5 protein-coding genes are annotated in these 3,682 nt (G+C 75.9%); 2 read left to right on the top strand and 3 right to left on the bottom strand.

Going from position 1 to position 3,682, the window contains the following annotated elements:
• The first annotated feature begins 295 nt into the window (after nucleotides 1-295).
• A complete protein-coding gene (locus ABZY91_RS41690; RefSeq protein WP_329882277.1) occupies nucleotides 296-865 on the top strand; it encodes a CGNR zinc finger domain-containing protein in 570 nt (189 codons plus the stop codon).
• Nucleotides 866-987: 122 nt separating this feature from the next.
• On the opposite strand, the gene ABZY91_RS41685 is transcribed toward ABZY91_RS41690, so the two are convergent.
• Nucleotides 988-1,503 carry a hypothetical protein gene (locus ABZY91_RS41685; RefSeq protein ID WP_355409424.1) on the bottom strand — a complete coding sequence of 172 codons (516 nt, stop codon included), beginning with the start codon at nucleotides 1,501-1,503 and terminating at the stop codon, nucleotides 988-990.
• Nucleotides 1,504-1,665: 162 nt separating this feature from the next.
• Here ABZY91_RS41685 and ABZY91_RS41680 point away from each other — a divergent pair, with 162 nt between their 5' ends.
• Nucleotides 1,666-2,166: a DsbA family protein gene (locus ABZY91_RS41680; protein ID WP_329882279.1), complete on the top strand. Its 501-nt coding sequence runs from the start codon at nucleotides 1,666-1,668 to the stop codon at nucleotides 2,164-2,166.
• A 22-nt stretch (nucleotides 2,167-2,188) separates the two neighbouring features.
• Here ABZY91_RS41680 and ABZY91_RS41675 read toward each other — a convergent pair whose 3' ends face one another.
• Together ABZY91_RS41675 and ABZY91_RS41670 are read right to left on the bottom strand one after the other, a co-directional pair.
• A complete protein-coding gene (locus tag ABZY91_RS41675; RefSeq protein WP_329882280.1) occupies nucleotides 2,189-3,031 on the bottom strand; it encodes a GNAT family N-acetyltransferase in 843 nt (280 codons plus the stop codon).
• Between the two features lie 71 nt (nucleotides 3,032-3,102).
• Nucleotides 3,103-3,682: aminotransferase class IV (locus tag ABZY91_RS41670; protein ID WP_355409421.1), on the bottom strand; the 580-nt coding region annotated here is incomplete at its 5' end.

Raw genomic sequence — 3,682 nt, 5'->3', positions numbered from 1 at the left:
CGCCGTTAAACCTTCCCCCCCCCTCCGGGGGCGCCCCGCCCCCCCCACCGCCCCCCCGCGGTCGCCCCCCCCCCCGCAGGGGTGGCCGGCCTCACTGCCGGGCGCAGGCGTCTTCCGGGCGGGCCGGCCGCCGGTCGCTCCCGGCCCCCTCCCGCCCGCTCTCTCCGCCCGTACTGACGAGATCCGTACGCACCTTCGAAGGAAGCCGGCACCGTGTGCGGCGCGGCCCGGTAAGGTCTGGGAGTGACCGTAGTCGCGGGGCGCCGACGGCCCCCTCCGCGCGAGGAGCCCCCACGTGCTGATCACCCATGACACCGAGTGCGCGCTGAGCATCCTCGTCGAGCTGCTCAACACCGCACCCGAGGTGTGCGGCACCGAGCTGCTGCCCGACGTGGCCGCGCTCGACGCCTTCGTGATCCGCCAGGAGATCAGCGAGGTCGACTCCCTCACCGACGGCGACCTGCGCCGGGTGCACGAGCTGCGGACGCAGCTGCGCGAGGTCTTCGGGACGGAGTCCACCGAGGAGGCCGCCGAGCTGGTGAACGCCCTGGTCGCCGCCGCCGGCACGACACCCCGGCTCACCAACCACGACCACCACGGGTGGCACATCCACTACTTCGCGCCGCACGCCGCGCTCGGTGACCACCTGGCCGCCGAGCTGGGCATGGCGCTGGCCTTCATCCTCACCGCCGGCGAACGCGAGCGGCTGCGCCGCTGCGAGGCACCGGACTGCGCACGGGTCTTCGTCGACCTCTCGCGCAACCGCTCGCGGCGCTACTGCGACAGCCGGACCTGCGGGAACCGGCTGCACGTCGCCGCCTACCGGGCGCGCCAGCGGTCCGCCGAGTCGGTGCCCTCGGCCTGACCGCCGGTCCCGGCCCCGAACGGGGCGGGCGGTGGTTCGGGCCGTCGTTCGGGCGACGGGCCCGACAGCAGGCCGAAACCGCCGGACCGGGACCCGGTCCGGCGCGGGCGGGCCGCTTCCGCTCAGATCCCGCGGCGGCGCAGGATCTCCTCGATGTCGGAGAAGTCCCCGAGCCCGTCGTCCCGCTTGGCCTGTTTCGCCGGCTTCTGCTGCTTCGCCGGCTCCTGCGGCTCGGCCTGCCTCGCCGGGTCGAACGGCGCGGTGCCCGTGACACCGCCGGGATTCGCGCCGACGGCCGGGCGTGCGGGAGCCGGACCGGCCGCCGGACGCGCCCCGCCCTCGGCGACGGCGCCGCGACGGCCCGCCCAGCGGGTGGTGGCCAGCAGCGCGGCCGAGACGCCCAGCAGCACGATGCCGGTCCAGACCCGGGGGTCGAAGACCAGCTTCGTCGCCCAGTCCGCCAGCTCGCTGCCGATGGTCCGGGCCACCGGGAAGAGGCCGGTCAGGTAGAGACCGGCCGGCACCAGCGCGAACGCGAACCAACGGGTCGCGGAGAGGAAGCGCCGGCGGTACGCGCGCAGGCCCGCGACGGCCACCCCGGCCGCCGTCAGCGCGAAGCTCACCGCCGCCGTCAGCACGGCCGCGTCCCGTCGTCGGCCGCCGCCCGCGCACCGCGCGCCGCTCGGCCGGTCGGCCTGTCAGTCGAACTGGTCATCTCGTCGGACCTCCCGTCGCTCCGGTCTGGCCGGACCCGACCGCCGCCGGGACGGCACGGAGCCCACTAGTGGAACACTGGGGGCATGATCGAAGGTTCCCTCCCCCGTCTCGAGTTCTGGTGCGAGCTCCAGTGTCCGGACTGCCGCACCGCCCTGGACGACGTCCGGACGCTGCGCGCCCGGTACGGCGACGCGCTCCCCGTCGAGCTGCGCCACTTCCCGCTGGAGAAGCACAAGCACGCCTACGCCGCGGCGGAGGCCGCCGAGGAGGCGTTCGCGCAGGGCTTGGGGTGGCCGTACGTCGAGGCGCTGCTGGCCCGCGTCGAGGAGCTGGAGTCGCGCGGCACCGAGGTGCTGCTGGAGGTGGCGCGGGAGGTCGGGGTGGACGCCGAGGAGGTGGACACCGCGCTGGTGGACGGGCGGCACATGCTGATCGTCGACGCCGACCAGGCCGAGGGCAAGGCGATCGGCGTGCAGGGCACGCCGACCTACGTGATCGCCGGGCAGCGACTGGACGGCGGACGGAGCCAGGACGGCCTGCTGGACCGGATCGTCGCCGTCATCGAGGCGGCGCAGCGCTCCTGACGGCCCGTCGGCGGATCCGGCGTCAGATCAGCGTCTTGCCGTAGACGCGGTTGGTCACCCGGTAGCCGAGCGACTCGTAGAGCCGGATCGCGACCTCGTTGCCGCTGAAGACGTTCAGCCCCAGGTCGCGGACCCCGGCGGCCAGGCACTCCCGTTCCGCGAGCAGCATCAGCGCCCGGCCGTGGCCGTGGCCCCGGTGGGCCTCGGCCACCTCGACCACCATCACCCAGGCCAGCGGCGCGCCGTCGGACAGGTCGCGGACCCGGAGGGCCAGCCAGAGCGAGCCCAGCGGGTCCGGCCCGGCACCCCTCAGCCTGCGCAGCGCGACACCGGGGGTGCCGGCCCCCAGGGGCAGCAGGTTCAGGTGGTCGGCGTCGGACTTGGCGCGGGCCTGCTCCTCCGCGAGACCGGACGAGACCAGGTCGCGCAGATAGCCCTCCTTGGCGTCCGCGAGCCAGTCCGGGAACTCCTCCGCGCCGATCGGGTGCGCGGTGAGGCCGGGCGGCAGCGCGGGCGGCGCGGTGAGGCGCTTGGCCATGTTCCGCATCCGCTCGCTGTAGCCGAGGGTGACCGCGAGCGAGCGCGCGAGCTGCGAGGACTCGGGGATGTCGGCGTCCACCCGGGTACAGCCCCAGCCGCGCAGCACCTCCTCGGCCGCCAGGGCGCCGAACGTCCCGCGCCCCCGCCCGCGCCCTTCGTGCACCTCCAACTCGGCTATCTCGCCCCAGAGTTGCCCGCCGCGTGGAACGAGGCTGGTGCGCAGGGCGCCGACCGGCCGGCCGTTGGCGCAGATCCGCCAGCGTCTGGTGCGGCCGCCGGCGGCGGTGGGTGTCTCCGGGCCCTCTGGGCGCAGCGTGGTGGTCATGCCGGGGTCCCTTCCCGCCGCCCGGGTGTTCTACCCGCCGGGGTGGGCGGGGCCGGGAGCCCCGGCGGCGCTCAGGGGTCCAGGTCGTCGGCGCTGCGCTCGGCGAAGACCGCCATCGCCTTGGTCGTCACCGGACCGGGCCCGGCCAGTTCGTGGCCGTCGACGCGGGTGACGGCCTGGACGTCGCGCAGGGTGGAGGTCAGGAAGACCTCCTCGGCCCGCTGGAGCGCGTCGAGCGGCAGGTCGGCCTCCTGGGCGCCGCACCAGTCGATGACGAGCCGGCGGGTGATGCCGGCCAGGCAGCCGGAGGAGAGCTGCGGGGTGAGCAGGGTTCCGTCGAGCACGACGAAGACGTTGGACCCGGTGCCCTCGCAGAGCCGGCCGGCGGTGTTGGCGAGGATCGCCTCGGAGGCGCGGGCGCGGTGGGCGGCGGCGAGGGCGACGACGTTCTCGGCGTACGAGGTGGTCTTCAGACCGGCGACGGCGCTGTGCTCGTTGCGGCGCCAGGGGACGACCGCGACGGCGGTGGTGTCGGGGCGGCGGGCGGCGGTGCCGAGGGAGACGACCAGGGTGGGGGCGTGGGGGGCCCGCCCCGGGGCGGGGGGGGGGGCCCCCCCCCGGGAGGTGGTGGCGCGCCCGCCCCCCCGCCCC

It is taken from the genome of Kitasatospora sp. NPDC002965 (assembly GCF_040611255.1).
Classification (GTDB): domain Bacteria; phylum Actinomycetota; class Actinomycetes; order Streptomycetales; family Streptomycetaceae; genus Kitasatospora.
This window is presented reverse-complemented; position numbering and strand designations above follow the sequence as displayed.

Bases quoted from the DNA above. Each gene is read 5' to 3' on its own strand.
- ABZY91_RS41680 (WP_329882279.1), top strand. From the start codon at position 1,666: ATGATCGAAGGTTCCCTCCCCCGTCTCGAGTTCTGGTGCGAGCTCCAG.
- ABZY91_RS41675 (WP_329882280.1), bottom strand. From the start codon at position 3,031: ATGACCACCACGCTGCGCCCAGAGGGCCCGGAGACACCCACCGCCGCC.